We start from the raw sequence: 22,187 nt of genomic DNA, 5'->3' as shown, positions 1-22,187 counted from the left end.
GCCAAGAGTCATGAATTTAATGATCTACAACTCTGAACGGCTTTGCCTCCATCTTAAACGACCTTTGCTCCCAAACCGGAAGACGGATCGAAAATGAGAGCAAGTTCGAGACATTGCAGAGAATCAATTCTTATTCCTAAGTATGCGAACCTTTGCCTTACTAGATTCTGACGTTTGGGAATCAATGTCAATCCGTACCAGTTGCTATCATTGCTACATAGCAATCGAAGCATAAGACACGAGAATTTCCTATCTCTCTGTGCCTTATGCTTCTCGTTTCAACGCAAGTCGAGACTAAACTCTAGACTGACAGAGCCGCATCTGTCTGCGTTGCACCACTCGAACCGGAATAAACCAATCCTCGTTGCATATCCAACGTCACAATTTCACCATCGCGGATGACCCCGGTTGCATTTTTCACACCCACTAACACAGGAATGCCTAACCGCAAGCCAATCACCGCTGCATGGCTCGTGAGGCTACTATCTTCTGTGACAATCCCTGCGGCTTTGCGAATCGCATCAATATGCTCTGCCGTTGTACTCGGTGCAACTAAAATCTCACCCGAATGAAATTGGTGGATTTCCCGAATGGTGGAAGCTAACCGGGCGCGACCACTGACTGATCCCTGTCCGATTCCTACACCTTTGCCACGGACTGCTGTGACGACTTCAACTTTGATTAAATCAGTCGAACCCGCGACCCCCTGAAGTGTTCCAGCCGTGAGAACGACTAGATCTCCTTCAGACACCATGCCTTTTTCTTGTGCCACGTTCAATGCCGCTTGGAAGGTCTGACCTGTAGAAGGCAAATCTAGAACGAGTAAAGGTTTTACGCCCCAAACGAGTTGCATCTGCCGTGCTACATCTACGTGCGGCGTAATTGCCAAAATCGGAGTTCTCGGACGAAATTTTGACACGTTCCGCGCTGTCGCTCCGGTCTTCGTCAGGGACATAATTGCGGCTGCATCTAGCTGCATCGCAATATTACCGACTGCTTGACTGATCGCATTCGGAATCGATCGGCCTGTATTTTCCAACAGTTTTTGAGAATGCTCTTGCTCGATCCGAATTGCGATCGTTGCCATTTGCGAAACTGCTTCGATCGGGTATTTCCCAACTGCCGTTTCATTCGACAGCATCACCGCATCGGTGCCATCTAAGATCGCATTCGCCACGTCCGAAATTTCTGCACGAGTCGGGCGAGGACTGCTCACCATACTGTCGAGCATTTGAGTCGCAGTAATCACCGGAATCCCTAAACGATTCGCCGTTTTGATCAACCGCTTCTGCAAAATCGGCACATCTTCAGCCGGAAGTTCAACGCCTAAATCGCCCCGTGCGACCATGACTCCATCCGAGATCGAGAGAATCGCTTCCATTTGCTCGATCGCTTCGTGCTTTTCGATCTTCACAATTACTGGAACAGACTTACCTGCACTGGCGATCAGTTCTTTGATCTCTAAAACATCTTGAGGATTGCGCACAAAGCTCAATGCCACCCAATCCACACCTTGATCCAAGCCAAAGACCAAATCTTTGCGGTCTTTATCGGTTAGAGCTTTGATCGAGAGGTAAACGCCAGGGAAATTCACCCCTTTGTTGTTAGAAAGCGGACCACCGACAACGACTCGACAATGCAGCGATCGATCAGCTTGATCGACTTTTTCTACCTTCATTTCGACTCTGCCATCATCAAGCAGAATCGTTGCACCTTCAGGAACTTCTTCGGAGAGCTGATCATAAGTGACTGAGCTAATCTCTTGAGTTCCGGGAACGGTGCGACTGGTGAGGATGAAGGGATCGCCTTTTTTCAGCGTAATTGGACCATTCTCGAAGCGCCCAAGTCGAATCTTTGGTCCTTGTAAGTCCTGTAAAATCCCGACGGGCTGATTCAATTCAAAGGAAATCTGCCGAATTAAGCGAATGCTTCGGAGATGGTCATCGTGCGTTCCGTGGGAAAAGTTGAGGCGGAGTGTTGTTGCACCCGCTTCAATGAGGTCGCGCAAGACTTCGGGACTACTGGTTGCAGGACCGATCGTAGCGACAATTTTAGTTCGACGGTGGGAAGATGGCAGCGGCATGTACGGTGAACAACTCTATAGACGATCAAATAAACCAAACCTGCTTTCTCCGTTCGTCGAAAAGCAGTAAGACCCAGGACGTTCAAAATGCTGATCTAGGGCACTTGGGATACTACCACGTTTAGGTCGATCTCAAAATGGCATCCAGACAGAGATTGACGAAGACTTTAAGCAAAATGTTACACAAGGCACAGACAATTGCTTACAAAACATATTGTTGGTCGCGTTCAGCCTGACAACTCATGAATAAACTAAAACAATTGCAATCAAAGAAAAAGAGAAGCAAAAGATCGAAACCTCAAATCTACGGATCACTTCATCGTTAAAATGGTTACGATTTATAACTCGTCTTAATCCTTAAACGAACTTCGAAAAGTTTTATTCTGTCCCCTTGCCCATTTTTCTTGACCAATGTCAGAAATCATTGAAATCGACGGTAAAAAGTTTGTTCCGGCTGAAGAGTTGCCCATTCCAGAGTGGGCTTCTGTGTTGAATGAGCGCCCCCAACCCATTTTGACGCTCAAAGATGATGATCTGTTTCTACTCACGGATACGTTTGGCAACATTGGCGGCTCCTCAGATGAGGGACGCAGTAGCGGTTTAGGATTGTTTTGTCATGATACGCGCTTTCTGAATCGGTTAGAGTTTCAAATCGATGGTCGCCCTCCCATTTTGCTGAGCAGCACGGCAGAAAAAGGATTTGTACTATCTGTGCTGTGTACGAATCCTCGCATTGACGATCGCATTCCTGCTGAAACGATCGGGATCAAACGCGAATTGGTGCTAAATGGAGGACTCTTTGAGGAGATCGAGATCGCGAACTATAGTACCGAACCGATTGAGTTTGAATTAAGTCTTAGCTTTGATGCAGACTTTATTGATTTGTTTGAGGTACGGGGCTTTGATCGATCTCAACGCGGCACTCTGCTTCGACATTTACCCGTCGAGATGACCAAACCTGTTGAAGAAGTTGAGTCAGATCCGGATTCGTTTGAAGCGCCAGAAACGGCTCAGGTTGAACTGACTCTGGCATATCAAGGGTTAGATGGCTCGGTTTTAGAATCCCGAATCGACTTCGTGCATCATCAGCCGCACTTCCTCAAAGGCTATACCGCCCTATGGCAACTCAAATTGCAGCCGCATGAGACTCAGAAATTTGGCTACCGCTTGCAGCCGTTGAGTAACGGTCGTCCGGTTTCGCGAGTCAGCACGCCGATGACGCTTTCCCAAGCCAAAGCGGCAGAACTTTCCGAGGAGCAACATTGGCGGCAGCAGGTGACGCAGATTCGATCGGACAAAAACACCTTCAACCGCGTGATTGAGCGAGCCGAGCAAGATGTGTACCTGCTCAGACAAACCTTTGGCAGAAATAAAGCGTTATCGGCTGGCGTTCCGTGGTTCTCGACTTTGTTTGGACGCGATTCCATCATTGCCGCTTCTCAGACGTTACTCCTTGATCCCCAAATTGCGAAAGAAACGCTAGCAATTCTGGCGCACTATCAAGGCAAAGCAGATGATGAATGGCGCGAAGAGCAACCCGGAAAAATTCTGCATGAGATTCGATTTGGTGAGATGGCGCGCTGTCAGGAGATTCCGCACACTCCTTACTATGGAACGGTGGATGCAACCCCGTTGTGGTTAATGCTGTATGCAGAGTATTTCTCCTGGACAGCAGACTATGAGACGCTCGATCGCTTATGGAATTCTGCACTAGCTGCGATGGATTGGATCGATCGCAATATGCGAGAAACGGGCTATCTTGCTTATCACCGCACCTCAAAGCGAGGTCTGGACAATCAAGGCTGGAAAGATTCGGGGAATTGTATTGTCGATCGTAAAGGTAGACTCGCTCAAGGTGCGATTACGCTTTGCGAGGTTCAAGGCTATGTGTATTCTGCGAAAGTTCGGCTGAGCCACATTGCCCGCATGAAGAAGCGGATTGATCTTGCCGATCGCTGGGATGAGGAAGCAAGAGATCTGAAAGTTCGCTTCAATCGCGATTTCTGGATGGAAGATCAAGATTTCTGTGCTTTGGCATTAGATGGCGATGGCAATCCAGTCGATAGTATTACCTCGAATCCGGGTCACTGTTTGAGCTTGGGCATTTTCACGCCGGAGAAAGCTTACAGTGTGGCGGAACGGTTACGTGCGCCGGATATGTTCAATGGTTGGGGCATTCGGACATTGAGTAGTTTGTCGCCTGCTTATAATCCGATGGGCTATCACGTTGGCTCAGTGTGGCCTCATGACAATGCTTTAATTGCGATCGGGCTACGTTCGCTTGGGTTAATTGACCAAGCGTTAGAACTGTGTAAAGGCTTGCTCGATATGACGCGCTATCAGCCGTATCAACGTCCACCGGAATTGTTCTGCGGCTACGATCGCACAGATGATAATGAGCCAGTTCAATATCCAGTGGCTTGTACACCGCAAGCGTGGGCGACAGGAAGCATTTTCCAATTGGTGCATATGATTGTGAACTTGGTTCCAGATGCACCTGGGAACTGTTTGCGGGTGATTGATCCGGCGTTGCCTGAGTCGATTAATTCGCTGTCCTTGCAGAACTTACGGGTGGGTCCAACATTGTTGGATCTCGAATTTGAGCGATCGGGGTCTTCTACGTCTTGTCGGGTGTCGAAGAAACGAGGGAATTTGCGCGTGGTAATTGAGGCTTAACGTCAATTCGATGAGGGGGCACTGGTTCAAGAGACTCATGCTCCCTCAATCTCCAAGTCTTCAGAATTTAGAACAATGCTTTCAATACCAATTTGGGATGAAACACAATACTAGGAGGCTTTAGCATATGTGCCATTTGTAAAAACGCCAAATGTACCTCAACATCCTTCTGTGCAGCAGCCATCAATCGATCGAGATAAACCTGGAATAATTTTGCTCCTTGTTTCGGCGCGATCGCTCCTTTCGTAGTTGGAAATTTAGAATCAGATCCGGTTGCTAGTGACCAAGCAAAAGCATTACTGCGAGCCAGTTGCTTTTGAAAATTGGGTTTCTGCAATTTTGCTAACCATTGTTGTAAAACCAGCGCGGCTAATGCACTTACGGTCATCCCTTGTCCATAGATGGGACAAAGCGCGCAGACCGCATCTCCGATCGCAATTAACCCTTCTGGCATCGCAATTTTTTCGTAGTGATACAGTCGATTCATTGTGGCGCGATGGGCTTGAATATCAGACACGGGTTCTGCTTGCGCGATCGCTTCATAGAAAGCAGGATGATCTAAACTTTGAGCAAATTGTAAAAAGCCTTGTTCCTCGATCGGCGGATAATCATGTGCATATCCTCCCAAGGTAGCAATCCATTGATCATTTTCCACTTGAGCTAAATATCCCAAACGAGTTTGATCAGGGGGGACTTGGCTAATCAGCAAAACTCTACCATCCGGTTGAAACTGAGATGGAATGCGGTATCGACGAGTTGTATAGCCTAATCCTGGATCAATCACCGTTGCGGGAGGTGGAGTGATTCCAAGAGTTTCTAACCATTGAGGAACGTGGGTACTTCGACCACTAGCATCCACAACAAGTTGGGCAGTAAGCTCGCCGTTTGGAAGTTTGACACCTTGAATTACAGTCTGATTGAGCAACAATCCAATCACTCGTTGCCCTGGTAAAAAATCAATATTGGCAATTTTACTCACTTGTTGTCGAATTATGCTTTCGAGCAATGGGCGGGTACAAGTGTAAGATTCTAGCCCAACGGGTGTTTCGGTTGTTGGTGACCAGCGACCGGCTTGAAAGTACAGGAAGTCTTTTCCCCAATCAAACGGAATGGCTCCAGCCGTTGCAAGTGCTGCGCCAATGCCAGGAAAGAGTGCTTCTAAGATTCGGTAGCCTTTGGTAAATAGAACATGCGGTTGAACAGATTGAGGTACGCCTCGTCGCGGTTCAGCCGTCATGGGAAGCTGATCGCGATCGACGATCGTCACTTGCTGAAAGTATTCGGATAGCACACGCGCTGCAAGCAATCCAGCAATACTGCCACCAATGACGATCGCATGTTGATTCTGTTGGATAGGCATAGATTTGATGGGAGCAATTCAACCCCGAAGATAACGATTCGAGGATTGAATTGCAAGGTTAACCGGATCGCTAGGATTTGACGATCGCGCCAAAATCCGCCAGCGATCGCGCATGATTTCGCAAAATCCCCAACAAATTCAAACGATTTTGCTTGATGTCTGGATTAGAATCCATCACCAACACGCTATCTTCTCCATCAAAAAAGGCACTCACGGTTGGAGCAATCTGACTTAAAGCCTCAACGAGCTTCGTGTAATCAGTCTTGCCTTGCAGGGTTTGATTCAACTGTTGCAGGGCAGTAAAGAAAGCTTTCTCAGAATTCTTTTCAAACAGTTCAGAACGAATGACGGGAACGGGATCAAGCTGTTGCCGATCTAATGTGCCTTGAACGGCGAGTCGAGACGCACGATTCACAGTTTCGTAAATGGTTGCTAGACGCTGATCATTGCGAATCGTCTGTAAGAAATTCGCGCGATCGCGGACATCTAATAAGTTCTGCAATGCCCGCGCTGCGTAGTCTGGGTCATTCTCACCCAACACAGCATTGACTAAGTCATAGTCAATTTTTTCGTCTTTCAGCAATGTTTCAACGCGCTGTAAGAAAAAGTCTTTCAACTGCTTGAGCAAATCAGCCGTCGCTAATTTCTGGACTTGCGCGTAGTTTTCACTAAAACTCTTGACTAACTGTTCTAAAAGTAAATTGAGATCCAGCTTTAAGTTTGCTGCCCAAGTAATGTTGACGATCGCGGTTGCTGCTCGTCTCAGCGCAAAGGGATCAGACGACCCAGACGGAATCAGTCCCAATCCAAAAATGCTGACTAAGGTATCTAAGCGATCGCTAATTCCGACAATCTGACCTGCTAAAGATTGCGGCAAATCATCGCCTGCACCTCTGGGCAAATAATGTTCATAAATCGCATTCGCAACCGTTTCGGACTGACCTCCTGCGATCGCGTATTTCTGTCCCATCACCCCTTGAAGCTCTGGGAACTCGCCTACCATTTGAGTCACGAGATCAGCTTTGCATAAGAGTGCTGCTTGTTCAATTTCAGTGCGATCCCCAACTTGTAACTGAGTGCAAATCTGACCTGCGATCGCCACAATGCGATCAACTTTTGCACGGACTGATCCCAAATCAGCCTGAAAAGTCACCGTTTCGAGTTTGGGTAAATAGGCTTCTAGAGGAATTTTACGATCGGCATCAAAGAAGAACTTCCCATCGGACAACCGCGCCCGAATCACTCGCTCATTTCCGGATGCAATGATTGCTGCTTTTTGAGGATCGCCATTGGATGCCGTAATAAAGTTCGGCAATAGTTCAGAACTGCCTGCTTTCTGCACCGGGAAATACCGCTGATGGCTTTCCATTTCGGTTGTGATTACTTCCGCCGGAAGTTCTAAAAATTCTGCATCAAACTTACCCACAACCGCTGAAGGATACTCGACTAAGTTCGTCACCTCGCGCAGCAAATCAGCATCGATAATGGCAACTCCATTCAACTGTTTTGCTGCTGCTTCGACTTGCTGTTTGATTACAATCTGACGCTGTTCGGGATCAACTTCAACGAATGCAGATTTCAAGGTTGAAACATAAGATTCTGGATTCGGAATTGAAACCGGATCAGGATGTAAAACGCGATGACCCCAAGAAATGCGATCGCTCTTGTATGCAATCGAATTACTCGTAATCTCGATCGGTAAAACATCGCCATCAAGCAACGTGACCAACCAGCGAATTGGTCGAGAAAAGCGCAGATCGCCATCTCCCCAACGCATAAAGCGTTTTCCTTCCAATTGTGTGATCCATTGCGGAATCAATTCCGTTAGGATTTGCGCGATCGCTCTGCCTTTGATTGTTTTTTTGACAAAAATGAATTCGCCTTTCTCGGTTGGACGAATTTCAAAATCCGCGATCGAGACGCCTTGTTTTTGGGCAAATCCTTCGGCTGCCTTGGTGGGCTGTCCATCCTTGAAAGCTGCTTGTGCAGGCGGTCCTTTGACTTCTTCTTCTTGATCCGGCTGTTGAGCAGGCAACCCTTGAATGACGATCGCTAATCGTCGCGGCGTTCCATAAAACTGAATCGCGTCAGTCGTCAAATTTAACTCCGCTAATTGTTTCGGAATCCGCGATCGCCATTGTGACAACGCTTCATCGACAAAACTTGCGGGTAGTTCTTCAGTTCCAACTTCTAGTAAAAATGACGGCATGACTGGGGACGATCGAAATGAGCGAATTAATCAATCTCATCAGTTTACCGTGCCACTGCAATCTTCACGCAATTTTCAGTCTGTAACCCGCATCCGAAGCACATCATGATAGGAACACAGCGATTTTGTTAGGAGAGAAGTTAATCTTCACGAGATCCTCAGATTCTTGATTTAATCTTCGAGCATCGTGAATTACTGCCAGATATGAAGACATTGGAACGACTCGGAATTTTAACCAGTGGAGGAGATTGCCCAGGGTTGAATGCAGTCATCCGGGCGGTCGTCAGCCATGCCGTGCTCACTTACGGTTGGCATGTTGTGGGGATTCCTTATGCAACCCGAGGCTTGCTCGATCGAGCAATGATGCCACTGAGCTTACACGGCTTAGATTTAAAGGGAATTGATCCATTGCTGACAATGGGCGGAACGATTCTTGGCAGCATTAACAAAGGAGATACCCTGAGTAGAATCCAGGAAGTTTTAGATGGATATGCTGCCTTAGAGCTTGATGCGTTGATTGGAATTGGTGGAGATGGGAGTTTAGCGATTCTCAATCAACTCGCAACTCAGGGAAATTGGCAGTTTATTGGCATTCCAAAAACGATCGATAATGATGTTGCTTGCACTGAACGAGCCATTGGATTCGATACCGCAGTCAATACGATTACAGAAGCCCTGACTCGATTAACCTTTACTGCTGCGAGTCACGATCGCGTCATGATCGTCGAAGTGATGGGACGAGAAGCGGGGCATCTCGCTTTGCATTCTGGAATTGCGGGCGGAGCCGATGTGATTTTGATCCCTGAAATTTCTTACTCGATCGAGCAAGTCTGCCAACATCTTGCCGAATTGCGCGATCGCTGGGGACGAAGATTTGCGATCGTGGTCGTTGCGGAAGGCGCACATCGGAGTTTAGAAAGCGCAAATCAATCTTGCGAAGCCATAAAATGTGGGATGGGACAATATGTTGCGAATGAAATCGCAAAATGTAGCCCTTACCCTGTCGATTGCCGAGTCTCGGTGCTAGGGCACATTCAGCGAGGTGGCATTCCTTCAGCACTCGATCGCCTGATCGCAGCTAGCTTGGGCAAAACTGCCGTCGATTTAATTGCGAACGGAGAGACTCGAAAAATGGTTGCCTGGCAGAATGGTCATGCTGAAACCGTTCCGCTTGATGCAGTTTTAGCAAAGAGTCCGTGTTCTGTTGATCCGGCAAGTGATCTGGTACAGACTGCAAGGGCTTTAGGCATCTATACAGGTAAGTAAAGCTATTCTTTTTTCTCAATCACGATCGTCAGATGTGCCACCATTGCTCCAATCACACCGACAGCCGCAATCACCGGAAACAAAGCTGCACTGACAACACCACCGACAACCCCAACGGTGAGTGGAATTTCGATGAGTGTTCGCTCTTCGTTTTTGAGAATAATCCGGCGAATATTGCCTTGATGAATCAGTTCTCTGACTTTCGCGACTAAAGCATCGCCGCTAATTGTAAATTCCTCGATCGTTCCTTTCTCTTCAAAGTGAGTTTCAGTTTCTGGAGGAACCACTTCAGTTGGAACTGTTTCGATGACTTCTTTAGGTTCGTCGAGAGGAGTATTCATAGATATAGATCTCCATCATGATTTAGATCGATATGGTAGAGATCAAAGTTGAGGAAGTTGTGAGGAATGATATTTGAACGCTCGAAAGCTCTGAAACTTCATCTCGAAGCCCTGCTATAGTTACTCGCTGCGAAACATTGCTTCATAGGAACGCGGCTTGCTCAATCGTGACGCGAAAGAATTCAAAATAGCGATCGCTGTCAATCCACCAACCTGCGCCCATTTGTGTGGGAATGGTGTAACCGCCAAAAGTTTGTTCCGCTTGATATTTCCCACCAAAAGGAATATTGGCATAGTGTTGATCTTCGGTTTGATCCCCCCAGCGCAGGAAAGAACTCTTGAGTAATCTACCTTGGTTGTCAATCACAAAAGTTACAGTAATCGGCTCATTGTCGAGCGCTAGGCTTGCTTGAATTGTATTGTCATCAATCGCTTGCCAACTCACGCCTCGCTGCGGCAGTAAAACAGAAGGCAACCAAAACAACTCTCCGACCGATCGACCGATCGCCGAGCGGATTAGATCAGGACTTTGAGCATTGACGACCGGAAGCAATCCCCAGAGCGAAAACCGCATTCGCCCCGTACCCGCAGTATAGTAGTCTGCTCCTTGCATCTGGAGCATTCCTTGTCCTGCTTTCGCTTGCCAGACAAATCCCACAGTAGACAGTAGTTCTTCTGCTTGGAGCGGCATCCAGTCTTGATTGGGGGCAAGTCGAATCGAACCTTTCATCGTTAGATAAACAGCGTTTGCCAGGAGTGTTCCAGGCGCGATTGCATGTAAAAAATATCGCTGTACAGGTTCCGGTTGATCTGCAACCAAGTCTGGGCTAAATGCTTCAATTGACGGGGTTCTAGGTTCTAAGGTTTGCCAAATTTGTGCAATCTCTGCATTATTTTTTGCTTGTATGATGAGTAGCGCGATCAATGCGATCGCAACTAACGATCCGACAAGGAATAAAATCTTTGCCAGCATAGCCTCACCTTGAAATTTTTGGTGTACTCATTCTCTACTATAGTCGTGCTTCGGATGTAGAGAACTCGGATCATCCTAGAACTGAAAATAGATAAATGGTGCAGGCTGAGCTGGAGCGAGAAAAAGTACACCAAACATGACAAAAAAGAAGGCACATAGACCCGGAAGTGAACTTAATCTCAAGCACATTCCTTGAGCTAGCTGGTGACCTGCATAGTCCGTCAGAATGAACATTGGAACTGCGATCGCCAGTGCAGTTGCAAACCAATTGATGCCCGTTGGATCAATCACACCCCATAGCTTCTGCAAAATGAACAAAGAGGTCGAGAAATCTGACGATCGAAAAAAGATCCAAGTTAGACACACAAAGAGTAGAGTGACAAAATTTGCACAAAGCTGATAGTCCCATGCTTGTGTAACGCTGCTTTTTGGGATTCTGTCTGCATACAGTTTATGCACCACAAGCGCTCCACCATGTAGCCCACCCCAAACCACAAAGTTCCAGCTTGCTCCATGCCATAATCCACCTAACAGCATCACAATCATCAGATTGCCATATTGCTGAACTTTCCCACGTCGATCGCCGCCCAGAGGAATATAGAGATAATCGCGTAGCCAATTCGAGAGCGAAATATGCCAGCGTCGCCAAAACTCGGTAATACTGCGTGAGAGATAAGGTGTCGCAAAGTTTTTGGGAATATCAAAGCCGAGAATTTTTGCAGTCCCGATCGCCATATCACTGTAGCCGCAAAAATCACAATAAAGCTGAATCGCGTATCCAATCACCGCAAGCCAAAGCGTCATTGCACTGTAATCAGCAGGCTGCTTAAACACTTCATTCACAAACAAAGCTAAGCGATCGGCAACAATCACTTTTCTGACTAAGCCCAGTAAGAAAAGTTGAGCACCCTGACTGAAATTCTCCCGGTTTAAGTGAATGCCTTTCTGAATTTCGCCAAGGAACTGACTCGATCTCAGGATTGGTCCCGAAATCAAATGTGGAAAAAACGCAACCAAAAGCGCAAAATCCCAAAACGTTTTTGCGGGTCTGCTCGTTCCACGATAGATATCTGCTAGGTAGCTAATGACTTCAAAAGTGATGAACGAAATGCCGATCGGCAAAATGATCCGGAGGTTGGACAAATTCAGGTTCAGAACATTCAGACCTAGATTGAGCGAATCGATGAAAAAGTTGAAATATTTGAAGAACCCTAGCACGATCAGATTGAAAGTAATCCCTGCAATCAGCCATCGCTTCTTCTCTGGATTCTGGGTCGATTCAATCTGGAAACCAATCGCGTAATTCACGATCGTCAGTGCAGCAAGCAGAAAAACAAAGCGTTCGTCCCAATAGCCGTAGAAGAAGTAGCTAGCACCGAGTAAAATGATGTTTTTGAATCCCTGCGATCTCGCAAGCAATAAAATTCCAATCAGAACGCTAAAAAAGACAAAAAATTCTAAGCTTGAGAAAATCATGGTTCAGCAGCCTCAGACATCATGAGTGACTAATTTGTCTTTTTGCGCATTGCTTCGAGCAGGGGAACGAGCCGTTGTGCAATCAGTTCATGCCCAATTTCATTGATATGACCTGTGCCAGGAACAGAATTGTTAAACCCGCTGGTCGGTTGATGGAACGTTTGATGATAGTTCACAAAATCGCGCCGCATTGCCACGATCGGAACCTTGTGCTTTTCTGCGATTTCGATCAAAGCTGCTTCAGCCGGATTAGGTGGCTCATTTGGATTGTTGAAAGTGACATAGGGAATATGCAGAATTACCAAGTTCGGGTACTTCGCTTTCAAATTCACAACTGTCCATTCAATCAGACGATCGTAATTGCCCTGCGATTTTGTCGGTGCTGCTTCAGTCGGTTTCGCCTGTTTTTTCAGCATCGCTTGAAGGTTCTTTCCGCCGACTCGTAGTGTCGAAATTTGCAACATAAAGCTCAGCTGCGGAAACTTTTGCTGAAAGAGTTGAGATAAGCGATCATCACTGGCAAAATCCTGATTGTGGATAGCTTGAAATGTGTTGCCTTGAGCACGAATGTAGAACTCTTTTGTAGAATCTAAGCCTTCTTCAGTAAAATCAGAATCGTTAATTTGAACTATCACAGCGTCAGGCTGCAATTGAGTCTTGTAGAAATCTGCTAAGTGCAAATAGTAGGCAGGTGTCGCCCCGGTTCTACCTCCATTGATAACCGTGACAGGCGAATTCTGCTGCTTGAAAGTCGATCCAATTCGCGCACTGTAGGTTTTGGCATCTTCGACTTGTTCTGCACTCGTAAACGAATCCCCGATCGACAAAACTCTAAATTCGCCTTGAGCTTTGGGCAGAATCTCGTCGTTGCGCATTCCTAAGCTGTTCATTCTGGTGCGGCTGAAGCCTTCACCCGATTCGATTCTGTCACCAGGGTTATAAATTCTTCCTAGGATTGAATGTTTTGTGGTTCCTGGGGACTGCTCGATTGTATTTCGGACAATGATTTCCCAAGCAAAAAGTGATAACACGATCGCGATCGTGGACTTTAACAGGACGTAAAGAATCGCTCTCTGAGAGGAGTAACGATCTTCTTGTATGGGGTTAGTTGTCTCTAGAAGCGGTCGTGGGGCGCTCGACCGTCCTGACGTAAAATTTCTCATGATGCATGATTAAACCAAGTTTTAAAACAACCACTGCGCCCGGATGAGACACAGCCAGGAATCGTGTTAATTGCGACTTAGGAGCGAGATCGGCATCTAACAGCGCTTGTTATATCCCTAATTTCACTTAAGAATACAGAGAGCTTACATTACTAATTTCAGTGTAATTACTGTATCTAACTAACTTTATCGTCTCTTTAAAGACGAGTCGCCAGTTTTGAAGTGATGTTCACAAAAGAATGAGCGATTTCTAGCGGAGCTACTGCTAAGTCTCCGCAACGCTAGAACGACCTCTCAAAAACTTGCCGAACTTTTCTGACTCTCTGCCAGACTTGCGGTGGCAGCCAAAATGGATGATCCCAAGAAGATGCCCCAACTGATTCTCCCAAGACTTCAATTCGCCAAGCTTGCCACATGATCAGAAGCCAAAGATTGTTGCCTAAATAGCGATCGCGTAAATTCGCTCCCATCTGTCCTGACATCATCTGTTCTGCAATCTGGGGCTGCCATCGCCCTTCAGCACGCAGCACGCCCGGATTCAACCATTTACCAATCTCACGCCAAAACTCGCCATAGTACCAAGGACGCAACGGCACTCGCATACCTCGTTTCTCTCGCCAAACGACCTCTGAGGGCAACCAAGATTCAACCGCACGTTTGAGAATGTACTTTTCGCAAGCTCCTTGTAACATCAGTTCGCCAGGAATTTTGAATGTCCAGCGAGTTAGGTCGGGATCACAAAATAGCGATCGTACTTGCAATCCTTGTGAAAGTGCCAAGGCAGTCGCACGCGGTTGAATATTCTGTGCGCCTTTTAACATCAGCGATGCACGCCTTAATTGAGCCAGAAGAGAACCACATTTTTCAGGATTCAAAGCATCACCGAGATAAGTTTGGAGATCAAGTTCGCGAATACTTTGGTAAACAGAATTAGAAAAGATTTGAGATTCGCAACCGTGCAATCTGCCAAATGTATTGAGATACTGTTTTGATAACGTGAAATTTTCTGAGTCGTATACTTGATTCGCAATTAAAGGCTTATTCGTCCAGCCTGCAAATAACTGATCGCCGTGTTCCCCGTTGAATACAACGCGAACATCTTGAGATGCAGCTTGATTGAGCAACAATAGTGGAGCTGTAACACCATCTCCATACGGTGCATCTAAAGCTCTAGCCGTTTCAGGAATAGCTTGAATAATCTGTTTCGCTTGGGCTGGAACTAGAGTCAATGGAATGTTGAGATAGTCTGCAACTTGCTGCGCGTAAGGTAGTTCTGAATCTTCTACGCCAAAATCAAGAGCATAAGCTCGAACTTTAACCCCAGATTGAACTAGTAAAGCAGCCACGATCGAGGAATCAATCCCACCGGATAGAAATACACCGACAGGCTCATCAGGTAAATCTTCAATTTGATGTGCGATCGCTGTTTTCAAGAGTTCTTGAAGCTGTCTTACGGCTTCGGTTTCATCGTAAATCATTGCGCTGGATTCGCGCCAATCTTCAGTCTCAGAAATGGTGTAAGTAAAATCTTTTGTCCAAGTCAGCGTCGTGCCAGCAGAGATAGAAGTGATTTCTGCGATCGGGCTTAGCGGCGTTGGAACATAAGAAAAGCAAGTATAAGCATACAGTGCAGCATGGCTGACTGTCGGTTGATTAAGTTTGAGCAGGGGGGCTAACTGAGTTGAGAACCAGATGACCGATTCAATTTTGATCCAGTAAAGCGGAACTCGCCCAAATGCGTCTCGACCCAGTTCTAAGGACGTTTCAGTTGCATTCAGCCAAACATCATTAACATTGCTTCTTCCACAAGCACTAAGACGAGTTTGAGTCGTTGCAAATCCCCATTCTTGATTGCAGGATTGAGTTTTTATCTTGGCGCGGCTAAGTTCAGAAAGTTTCTGTATCAATTTGGGCTGATCACCATAGCCCCAGTATCCCAACATTACTTCACCACAAATGTTCGTTCACTAATAGGACGTTCTGCGATCGACATTTTCACTGTCCAATTTCCAGGCTTTGATTGCGGCGATAAAGGAGCAAAGCAAAACGTTGTCCAGGGCGATTTCGTAATTTCTTGAGTCTGGAAACGACTCTGATGAATTCTCTCACCTGTTGAATCTAACCAATCACAACTGACAGCTAAGCGATCGTTGATCGGAGAATTTTTCAACGTGACTCGGTAGAAAACTTGTGCGTCTGTTTTGCGATCGAACTGGGTGACTGAATTGGTTGAATCTTTTAAGGTCACAATGTCTTGAATCGCAGCAATGCGAGCAATCTTATTGTGCTGTTTCTGCTGAACGACAGCAAAGGTCGCAATCAAGCCAACAATCATAATTGCAACGGTTGAAATGACAATTTTATGGCGCTGGTTTTGCTGAGCTAGGGCTTCTCGTCGGCGCAATTGCACGATCGCGTCATCGAGTAAATCATCGGGCAAATTTAACTCTTGTAAAATCTGTTTGACTTGCTCACGATCGAGTTCGTTGTCGCGAAGTTGAGATAAGCGATCGATTTCAGCTATGACTTGAGAAAGTTGAGCTTGCGTAAGGCGGGTATCCATATTCAAAACAGTCTCGCAATGAATCTGTCATAGCATACGCGATCCTGTCATACGCTCAGCCTTAAAGATTTCCTCTGATTAGCTGCTCTCGCTCTATTGCTTCAAACAAAGATTTAAAGTTTCCTTCTCCAAATCCCTGCGATCCGTGTCGTTCAATAATTTCAAAAAATAAAGTTGGGCGATCTTGTACAGGTTGAGTAAAGATTTGCAGCAAATATCCTTCGCGATCGCGATCGACTAAAATCCCCAGTTGAGCAAGTTGCTCGATTGATTGATCAATTTTGCCAACTCGCGCTTCTAAATCTGCATAGTAAGAACTCGGCACACTGAGAAATTCGATTCCTGAATGTTTCAATTTGGTGACGGTTTCAACAATGTTATGAGTCAGACAAGCAACATGCTGTACACCCGCACCGTAGTTGTATTCCAGGAATTCTTGAATCTGAGATTTGCCTTTGCCGATCGCGGGTTCATTAATCGGAAGTTTGACCCTTCCTGTTGAACTTTGCATCACCGATGACGTAAGCGCAGAATATTCGGTCGAGATTGCTCGATCGTCAAATTTAACGAGTAATTCTAATCCCAACGTCTTCTGAAAAAACTCCACCCAGTGGTTCATTTGTCCTTTTTCAACATTGCCAACGACGTGATCGATTTGAATCAATCCGGCATTGGCGCGAGACGGAATCGAGCGGGGGACAAATCCTGGCGCGAAAACACCTTGATAGCGATCGCGTTGCACAAACTTGATTAAAGTATTGCCATAGCCATAAATCATTGCGTAACGATACTTTCCCGCTTCGTCTTGCTCCTCATTCGGTGCAACCGCTTCTAATGCGCCTCGGGAGGTACTGACTTGAAATGCACGATCGACATCTCTAACACCCAAAGCAATCACTGCTACATGATCTCCATGCTTCGCCGCTCTTGAAGCGATTGGGTGATCTGGGTTGAGTGCAGAAGTTAAGACTAAGCGAATTTCGCCCTGCTGCATGACATAAGACGCAACATGGCGTTCCCCGGTATCAAGTCCTCGATATGCGATCGTCGAGAAGCCAAAACCGCGATCGTAGAACATCGCTGCTTGCTTTGCGTTCCCGACATAAAGTTCTAAATGATCGAAGGTCAGAATCGAAAAAGCGTCGCTCATGCAAAGCCTAAAGTATAGAAATTGAACTCAGAAAATTCATATCACTGTGAAATGATTCACTCTGGTTTTTCTAGGAAGAAATATAGATTTGTTCTTAAATTAGCGCTTTACTAGGCTATGCGTAAAATCTTGGCAATAAATATACCTTGAGGGGGATTGTGTCCCAGGCAGAAGTTTCGTGCAAAAAGATTGCTTGAATTCCTGCTCAATTCCACATTCTGTAACCTAAGTGACAGGAGTGATATGTCTCTTGATGTTGATTTAATGAATCACAGAAATGTGTTATCGATGAAGTTCTAGTTAAAACTTTTAGTAATGTTGAATCCTGAAATTAACGATCGCGTCTTCTACTCCACCGTTGTTCTAGAGTATATTGTTCCAAATCAAAATCGCGCCATGTTTCGCAAGTGGCATAATACTCTGATGTGCTCTGCAAAGCGATTTCCAGGCTATATCAGAACAGATTCTTGTCTACCATTGCAGTGCGTAGACGGTGTGATGAAGTGGTACTCGATCGTGCATTTTGATACGCCTGATCATTTGAATGATTGGCTGAATTCTCGCGATCGCGCCACACTCGTTGAGTCTGGACACAATATCTTTGATAACTACAAGTTCAAATCTTTCACGACAGGGTTAGAAGGATGGTTTTCATCTGCGGCAGGACAAGAGCGCTCCAGTTTAGGGACTCCTCCCTGGAAACAAGTCATGTCAGTAGTTTTGGGACTCTATCCACTGGTCATGATCCAAACCAAAATTCTTCCGACACTTGGTTTTTTGCAGTCTTGGTCGCCCGCTTTCGTGACTCTAATCAGTAATTTCGTAGTGTCATCCTTACTCACCTGGATTGTGATGCCTCAAATTAGTAACGCATTACGATTTTGGTTACAGCCTGCATTTCGATTGAGCAATCCCAAGACAGATTGGCTTGGAAGCGCGATCGTGCTTCTGACTCTTGGCTTGATGGTGATGATTTTCAATCATGTTTGAAACCACCACTTGCTCTAAAGCATGAAGCATTTTGCGATTTAGTTGAGTTCGGCTTGTCCGACGTTTAGAATCTTGCTAGTTTGCTACAGCATCCTTAACCTTCTCTATCACGTCCTTGGCGATTTCTATTGCTTCTGCTGCCTTCTCCTTGCCTTTTTCCATATAGAAGTCTTTTTTTTGCATAAAAAGCTCCCGTTTCTGAGCCGGAGACAGCGATGCAAAATAATCTTTAGGAACCGATTTCAGCATCGCTCCAACTTTGCTTTTCTGTGCAGGAGTCAGCGTAATCGACTTAAACGCTTTCTTCAAAGTCACGCCATTCGCGATCGCATCTTCAAACTGAGTCTTCTGATCCGGAGTCAAAATCTTCTCAAGCTCTGGAACAATCTTTGCCTTCAACGCAGTAAATGGATCGCTTGCCGAAGTCACATCAGCAACAAGCATCGGAGCCGCCTGCACTAAATTCGCAAAACTCAGACCTGCCAATAAGCACATCACACAAGCAAAAATTGTAATCAATGTCCGTTGCATGGTTGATTTCCTAATCTCTTAAACAGTCTTTGTTACTCCTGCCTGAATGTAAGCAGCAACTGCTAGCAGGCTGACTGCAAACAATGGCATTGATAAACACCAAAATTCAGCCGAAGGCACAAAGTAAGCGGCTCCTGTCCCACCCAAAAAGAAGCCAGTCAGCAAGGGCAAAGTCAGTTTTAACTTTCTCATTGCTTCTGCTGCTTCTGACTTTGTTTCCTCGGTCTGTTTGACAAACTTCGCACTGATGTAGTGAACTAAATCGATCGTGAACTGTGTAAAGTTTCCGGTCATCACCGTGGTCGGAAAATAGCCCGTAAATGAAGCAGCCGCTTCCTTCATCAGCGCATTCTGAATTCCCATTGCCATAACGCCCGTAACTGCGATCGGGAAAATCAACTCATCCTGCACATCGACAAGCAAGGTCGCTGAGAACTGCAATCCGACGACCATAAAGATCCCCAGTGCGATCGCTTCTGCACTCAACAACACAGGCAACACTGCCCATCCGATCTTTCGAGCAAAATTTGCTAACAGTGACGTAAAAGCCACCGATAGCATAAAAACGGGAAGCATGGAGAGCCGGAGTAAGGTCGTCTGAGGATCAGAACTGGCAAAGGCTGAACCGGCGAGTGCAATATTTCCTGTCACATGAGCTGTGAAAATACCGAACAGCACAATAAAAGCCGCCGTATCGACAAATCCTGCAACCCAACTGAGCAAAAATCGAGCAGGAGCATCACGAATTAGAAACGCACTTAGGCTAAATCGCTCTTTCTCAGGTGCAGTAATTGTCATGGTTTTTCGGGTTTTTCAGGGCGTTGAGCTTACGGTTCACCCATCTGCACATACAGTAATTTGCTCCGTATTGAATCCTTGTACTGTCCAAACGGATGAATCGCGTATACCGTATATCAAAGCTAGGGCAGATTCTAGGTTTATCAATCTAGCCGGATCAAAATTGTATGTTGAACTACAAAATTGCTCTAAACCCCAATTAAATTAATAATCCGAAAACTTCCATCCATAGGCACACAACCACGAGCCGATCGCACCACCTGTAAAGAAGATCACCATATAAACTGTCGTGAGACGGTTATGAACTTCAATCGGTAAGCTATAAATTTTTGCCTTGTTAGAAATCTGACCTGTTTGTGTTCCGAGATCCAGTAGGATTGCGCCGACAATCAATCCCCAAAGCGTACTGTGAAACTGAAATAAAACGAGAAGTGCGCCGAGGAATAGCCCGATCGCAATTCTCAGCATCACTCTTGGATTGGTGCGATCGGTCATCTTTCCTAACAGGGGAGAAGCTCCTGCGCTCATGATCCCAACTAATCCAAACAGCCCAATCATCTCACTTTGAAATTCAAACGGCGGACGTTCCAATAAGAAGGGCAGGATTGCCCAAAAGCCACTATAGGCTGCAAAGAACATTGCTCCCGCAATCGATCGCTTTCTCAAGGTTGAATGCTCTGCGAATAAAACAGGCAGCGATCGCAATAATTCCAAATAAGAAATCTCAGTTTTAGCAGGCAACGTGCTCGGCAATTGCTTGACCAAGACGATGCCTAATCCCACCATCAATCCTGCCGCAATCAAAAATGTGGACTGCCAGCCGAATTCTCCTCCGAAAAACCCACCTGCAACTCGCCCTAATACAATCCCAACGAGCAAGCCGCTCATCACAGTTCCCACAATTCGTCCTCTCTGCTCCGAATCTGCCAACTGAGCCGCAAAAGGAATCAATAATTGAGGCACGACCGCTGTGAGTCCAATCATGAAGCTTGCAGCAATTAACCAATAAAATCCAGGAGACAGCGCGGCACACAGCAGCGCGATCGCATTGCATCCACTCAGCCAAACAATCAATTTCCGCCGATCCAGCCGATCCCCTAAGGGGACAAAGAAGAGCATCCCGATCGCATATCCAATCTGGGTCAGGGTTGGGACAGCACTCACATCCGTAATTGACACCTGGAAATGCGTGCTAATTAATCCCAGCATTGGCTGGTTATAGTAAAGACTGCCAATCGAGATCGTACAGGCGATCGTCATTAACCATAGGGCAGAGTGTTTCATAAGGTTAGGATAAATTGCACCACTGAAGTATGAAGTATACTAAGGCACTCAGTTTGTAAAATCGCATACTGTATACAAATAATCTTTTTCATATTAGTTTTCACCCATCTTGAGAAAGACCCATTGAGTTCAATCGATGGAGAAAATTATGAATGGAATAGAGATTCTTGAAGGTTTAGAAGAAGATAACCCTTTAGAATAAGTAGGGATGCTGAGCATCTCTGAAATGTTTACCGTTAAATTTAGGAAGGTTCGAGCGGCATGGCACTTCTCACCACAGGCGGACAGCTAATTAAAGATCTTGAAACCCACGGCGCGATCGCTGCCTATGTTCCCCTCGAAGGCGGATTTGAAGGACGCTATCGCCGTCGAATTCGGTCAGCAGGTTACAAGTCGCTCAGCATTACGGCAAGAGGTTTAGGGGATGTGGCGGCTTATCTGACAGGAGTTCATGGCGTTCGTCCTCCGCATTTGGGCAAAAAGAGCACCGGATCGGGTGCAGCGGTTGGATATACCTATTTCGTTCCGCCGATCGTGACGAGTCAAATTGCTCACTTGCCGCCGAAGTCGAAGGGATTATTGCTTTGGATTATTGAGGGACATATTCTGTCGAATCAAGAGCTTGAGTATTTAGCGAACTTGCCGAAGATTGAGCCGCGAGTGAAGGTTGTGATTGAAGTCGGTGGAGAGCGATATTTCCGCTGGTCACCGCTGACTCAAGTGATTGCGGCGTAAGTCTGAGAATTTTTCTTTGAGTTTGAAGGAGCGATCGACAAAAATTCGATCGCTCCTTTACTGATCTATAGGAGTCGTTAATCTCCTCTACTGCTCCGGCTGCCAACTTGCCACTCGCCACCATTCCAATGCCGTGTCTTGGGGAACCTTTAACCGCGCTTCTCCAGATTTCAAGGGCAGAATCAAAGTGAGTTTTGTGTCAGTATCTAACTGGTTCAAGATAGGTTTGAAATCATATTCGCCCACATGAGCGATCGGGAAATCTTTTGAGGTCACATCCTCAATGCTCAAGAGCGATCGATTGGCTTCAAGTTCTAACGATCGCGGATGATCGATCGTCACCGCTCCAGGAAATCCCACTAATCTTAAATGAACTGAATTGGGCTGTCCAAGCGGAAATCGTTTATAAAAAACCACTTGCCAGGCTCGATTTGAGTCATCTTGTAATCTTGATAGCGATCGATACAATACGCTATTTTGATCCGAATAAGTATGAACCGAAGCAAATGCAGAAGTCGAGACAAAAAGCCAAATTACTCCGACTAAAACGCAAGTTTTCCACAAGCGAAACAGATTTTCCACAGCTTAT

At 46.1% G+C, this 22,187-nt stretch carries 18 protein-coding genes; 4 read left to right on the top strand and 14 right to left on the bottom strand.

The window, feature by feature from the left end; translation table 11 throughout:
* Positions 1–301: 301 nt before the first annotated feature.
* Positions 302–2,083: a pyruvate kinase gene (gene pyk / locus OU814_RS22755; protein ID WP_017291326.1), complete on the bottom strand. Its 1,782-nt coding sequence runs from the start codon at positions 2,081–2,083 to the stop codon at positions 302–304.
* 411 nt (positions 2,084–2,494) lie between these two features.
* Between pyk and OU814_RS22750 the strand changes: the two genes are divergently transcribed.
* Positions 2,495–4,759, top strand: a complete 2,265-nt coding sequence (locus OU814_RS22750) for an amylo-alpha-1,6-glucosidase (RefSeq protein WP_017291327.1) — start codon at positions 2,495–2,497, stop codon at positions 4,757–4,759.
* A 67-nt stretch (positions 4,760–4,826) separates the two neighbouring features.
* On the opposite strand, the gene OU814_RS22745 is transcribed toward OU814_RS22750, so the two are convergent.
* Complete coding sequence (locus OU814_RS22745; RefSeq protein WP_268242182.1) at positions 4,827–6,119, bottom strand: FAD-dependent oxidoreductase; 1,293 nt, start codon at positions 6,117–6,119, stop codon at positions 4,827–4,829.
* 70 nt (positions 6,120–6,189) lie between these two features.
* Positions 6,190–8,328 (bottom strand): glycine--tRNA ligase subunit beta, encoded by a 2,139-nt coding sequence (gene glyS, locus OU814_RS22740; RefSeq protein WP_268242181.1) that lies wholly within the window; start codon positions 8,326–8,328, stop codon positions 6,190–6,192.
* 204 nt (positions 8,329–8,532) lie between these two features.
* Between glyS and OU814_RS22735 the strand changes: the two genes are divergently transcribed.
* Positions 8,533–9,594: an ATP-dependent 6-phosphofructokinase gene (locus tag OU814_RS22735; RefSeq protein WP_268242180.1), complete on the top strand. Its 1,062-nt coding sequence runs from the start codon at positions 8,533–8,535 to the stop codon at positions 9,592–9,594.
* A 2-nt stretch (positions 9,595–9,596) separates the two neighbouring features.
* On the opposite strand, the gene OU814_RS22730 is transcribed toward OU814_RS22735, so the two are convergent.
* The 7 genes from OU814_RS22730 to hppD all read right to left on the bottom strand — a co-directional run bounded on the left by OU814_RS22730 (position 9,597) and on the right by hppD (position 17,260).
* Entirely contained in the window at positions 9,597–9,935 is a 339-nt protein-coding gene (locus OU814_RS22730) for a DUF4342 domain-containing protein (RefSeq protein WP_190652598.1), read from the bottom strand.
* Between the two features lie 142 nt (positions 9,936–10,077).
* Positions 10,078–10,908, bottom strand: a complete 831-nt coding sequence (locus OU814_RS22725) for a DUF6920 family protein (RefSeq protein ID WP_268242179.1) — start codon at positions 10,906–10,908, stop codon at positions 10,078–10,080.
* Between the two features lie 75 nt (positions 10,909–10,983).
* Complete coding sequence (locus OU814_RS22720) at positions 10,984–12,384, bottom strand: MBOAT family O-acyltransferase (RefSeq protein ID WP_268242178.1); 1,401 nt, start codon at positions 12,382–12,384, stop codon at positions 10,984–10,986.
* 29 nt (positions 12,385–12,413) lie between these two features.
* A complete protein-coding gene (locus tag OU814_RS22715; protein ID WP_268242177.1) occupies positions 12,414–13,547 on the bottom strand; it encodes an SGNH/GDSL hydrolase family protein in 1,134 nt (377 codons plus the stop codon).
* A gap of 281 nt (positions 13,548–13,828) precedes the next feature.
* Complete coding sequence (locus OU814_RS22710) at positions 13,829–15,490, bottom strand: asparagine synthetase B family protein (RefSeq protein WP_268242176.1); 1,662 nt, start codon at positions 15,488–15,490, stop codon at positions 13,829–13,831.
* Positions 15,490–16,110 carry a hypothetical protein gene (locus OU814_RS22705; protein WP_268242175.1) on the bottom strand — a complete coding sequence of 207 codons (621 nt, stop codon included), beginning with the start codon at positions 16,108–16,110 and terminating at the stop codon, positions 15,490–15,492. Before OU814_RS22705 ends, OU814_RS22710 begins: the two co-directional genes overlap by 1 nt.
* 61 nt (positions 16,111–16,171) lie before the next feature.
* Positions 16,172–17,260 carry a 4-hydroxyphenylpyruvate dioxygenase gene (gene hppD / locus OU814_RS22700; protein WP_268242174.1) on the bottom strand — a complete coding sequence of 363 codons (1,089 nt, stop codon included), beginning with the start codon at positions 17,258–17,260 and terminating at the stop codon, positions 16,172–16,174.
* A 315-nt stretch (positions 17,261–17,575) separates the two neighbouring features.
* Here hppD and OU814_RS22695 point away from each other — a divergent pair, with 315 nt between their 5' ends.
* Entirely contained in the window at positions 17,576–18,250 is a 675-nt protein-coding gene (locus OU814_RS22695; RefSeq protein WP_017291338.1) for a hypothetical protein, read from the top strand.
* A 75-nt stretch (positions 18,251–18,325) separates the two neighbouring features.
* Here OU814_RS22695 and OU814_RS22690 read toward each other — a convergent pair whose 3' ends face one another.
* The 3 genes from OU814_RS22690 to OU814_RS22680 all read right to left on the bottom strand — a co-directional run bounded on the left by OU814_RS22690 (position 18,326) and on the right by OU814_RS22680 (position 20,863).
* Positions 18,326–18,781 (bottom strand): hypothetical protein, encoded by a 456-nt coding sequence (locus OU814_RS22690; RefSeq protein ID WP_017291339.1) that lies wholly within the window; start codon positions 18,779–18,781, stop codon positions 18,326–18,328.
* An 18-nt stretch (positions 18,782–18,799) separates the two neighbouring features.
* Positions 18,800–19,579 carry a YoaK family protein gene (locus OU814_RS22685; RefSeq protein ID WP_017291340.1) on the bottom strand — a complete coding sequence of 260 codons (780 nt, stop codon included), beginning with the start codon at positions 19,577–19,579 and terminating at the stop codon, positions 18,800–18,802.
* Between the two features lie 204 nt (positions 19,580–19,783).
* Positions 19,784–20,863: an MFS transporter gene (locus OU814_RS22680; protein WP_144056297.1), complete on the bottom strand. Its 1,080-nt coding sequence runs from the start codon at positions 20,861–20,863 to the stop codon at positions 19,784–19,786.
* A gap of 261 nt (positions 20,864–21,124) precedes the next feature.
* Here OU814_RS22680 and OU814_RS22675 point away from each other — a divergent pair, with 261 nt between their 5' ends.
* Positions 21,125–21,598 (top strand): NAD(P)H-quinone oxidoreductase subunit N, encoded by a 474-nt coding sequence (locus OU814_RS22675; RefSeq protein ID WP_071596195.1) that lies wholly within the window; start codon positions 21,125–21,127, stop codon positions 21,596–21,598.
* An 87-nt stretch (positions 21,599–21,685) separates the two neighbouring features.
* Here OU814_RS22675 and OU814_RS22670 read toward each other — a convergent pair whose 3' ends face one another.
* A complete protein-coding gene (locus OU814_RS22670) occupies positions 21,686–22,180 on the bottom strand; it encodes a DUF3122 domain-containing protein (RefSeq protein WP_268242173.1) in 495 nt (164 codons plus the stop codon).
* Between the last annotated feature and the right edge of the window lie 7 nt (positions 22,181–22,187).

It is taken from the genome of Leptolyngbya sp. GGD, from assembly GCF_026735145.1.
Taxonomy (GTDB): domain Bacteria; phylum Cyanobacteriota; class Cyanobacteriia; order Leptolyngbyales; family Leptolyngbyaceae; genus Leptolyngbya; species Leptolyngbya boryana.
The sequence above is the reverse complement of the archived record's forward strand: the minus strand, read 5'-3'. Positions and strand labels throughout refer to the sequence as shown.

Coding starts and splice junctions, on each gene's coding strand:
- hppD (WP_268242174.1), bottom strand. CDS start 17,260: ATGAGCGACGCTTTTTCGATTCTGACCTTCGATCATTTAGAACTTTAT.
- OU814_RS22730 (WP_190652598.1), bottom strand. CDS start 9,935: ATGAATACTCCTCTCGACGAACCTAAAGAAGTCATCGAAACAGTTCCA.
- OU814_RS22735 (WP_268242180.1), top strand. CDS start 8,533: ATGAAGACATTGGAACGACTCGGAATTTTAACCAGTGGAGGAGATTGC.
- pyk (WP_017291326.1), bottom strand. CDS start 2,083: ATGCCGCTGCCATCTTCCCACCGTCGAACTAAAATTGTCGCTACGATC.
- OU814_RS22680 (WP_144056297.1), bottom strand. CDS start 20,863: ATGAAACACTCTGCCCTATGGTTAATGACGATCGCCTGTACGATCTCG.
- OU814_RS22750 (WP_017291327.1), top strand. CDS start 2,495: ATGTCAGAAATCATTGAAATCGACGGTAAAAAGTTTGTTCCGGCTGAA.
- OU814_RS22720 (WP_268242178.1), bottom strand. CDS start 12,384: ATGATTTTCTCAAGCTTAGAATTTTTTGTCTTTTTTAGCGTTCTGATT.
- OU814_RS22715 (WP_268242177.1), bottom strand. CDS start 13,547: ATGAGAAATTTTACGTCAGGACGGTCGAGCGCCCCACGACCGCTTCTA.
- OU814_RS22745 (WP_268242182.1), bottom strand. CDS start 6,119: ATGCCTATCCAACAGAATCAACATGCGATCGTCATTGGTGGCAGTATT.
- glyS (WP_268242181.1), bottom strand. CDS start 8,328: ATGCCGTCATTTTTACTAGAAGTTGGAACTGAAGAACTACCCGCAAGT.
- OU814_RS22685 (WP_017291340.1), bottom strand. CDS start 19,579: ATGACAATTACTGCACCTGAGAAAGAGCGATTTAGCCTAAGTGCGTTT.
- OU814_RS22705 (WP_268242175.1), bottom strand. CDS start 16,110: ATGGATACCCGCCTTACGCAAGCTCAACTTTCTCAAGTCATAGCTGAA.
- OU814_RS22695 (WP_017291338.1), top strand. CDS start 17,576: ATGTTGAATCCTGAAATTAACGATCGCGTCTTCTACTCCACCGTTGTT.
- OU814_RS22725 (WP_268242179.1), bottom strand. CDS start 10,908: ATGCTGGCAAAGATTTTATTCCTTGTCGGATCGTTAGTTGCGATCGCA.
- OU814_RS22690 (WP_017291339.1), bottom strand. CDS start 18,781: ATGCAACGGACATTGATTACAATTTTTGCTTGTGTGATGTGCTTATTG.
- OU814_RS22675 (WP_071596195.1), top strand. CDS start 21,125: ATGGCACTTCTCACCACAGGCGGACAGCTAATTAAAGATCTTGAAACC.
- OU814_RS22710 (WP_268242176.1), bottom strand. CDS start 15,490: ATGTTGGGATACTGGGGCTATGGTGATCAGCCCAAATTGATACAGAAA.